We start from the raw sequence: 762 nt of genomic DNA on the forward strand, positions 1-762 counted from the left end.
AATATTCTACCCGATGATCTGAATTTATCCCCCTATTCTACCCAACACATTGAAAACGCATTTTTAACGCGCTTTAATGACTTGGATGTCCAAAGATTATAGCCCCTTCGCATTGTTGATTCCTTGTCATTACAGAATCATCACACTGACTTATAATAATAATTCATTGTTTTTTCATTTTGAATGAGAGCTCCTAATATCGTAAGCTTCACTCATTTCAAATCTGTTTATATTGAATCAATCAAAATCATTCTCTTGCACACCACAAGCGGGTCTGGCGTGTGGGTAAAATTTTTTAAAGAAAGAATTAAAATGCCTCTTATGAACTATCTCAAGTGCTAAGCGCTGTCGCAACATTGAAAATTGGCAAAGTGCGTGATGATGCCGGCTTGCTCTCTTATGAAGCGTAAAGACGGGAGTACTCTATAAATTTTATACACTTCATAAGGGACTTACCACTATACTATTCACGAACGCCGTCGCGAAATAGGTTGAGTACCTTAAGAAAGCTTTCTTTAAAAAAGCACGTGAATTAGCGACCCAATGGCGTTCTGTTTTGCATGAGAGGCGTGACTTCATTAAAGAAATGGAAAAAATCACAGTTCAAATTGCATACAAAATATATTAAAAATGCACATTCATTATCAAAATAACAAATGTTCTCTTGTCAAACCTTTCATCTTAAACTGAAGTTTATTTTAGTTTATAAACTTCATTATCCGCGGGGAAAGCACGAGATGTGACATCCTCTGCATAATTCTT

At 35.7% G+C, this 762-nt stretch carries 2 pseudogenes; both read left to right on the top strand.

The window, feature by feature from the left end:
• A pseudogene (locus tag ACFILW_RS10400) lies at positions 1-102 on the top strand (hydrolase); the annotation flags it as partial.
• 210 nt (positions 103-312) lie between these two features.
• Positions 313-595 (top strand): annotated as a pseudogene (locus ACFILW_RS10405) (integrase); the annotation flags it as partial.
• Positions 596-762 lie beyond the last annotated feature (167 nt).

Source organism: Bartonella sp. TT110JLCBS (genome assembly GCF_042193405.1).
In the GTDB taxonomy this organism is placed as follows: domain Bacteria; phylum Pseudomonadota; class Alphaproteobacteria; order Rhizobiales; family Rhizobiaceae; genus Bartonella.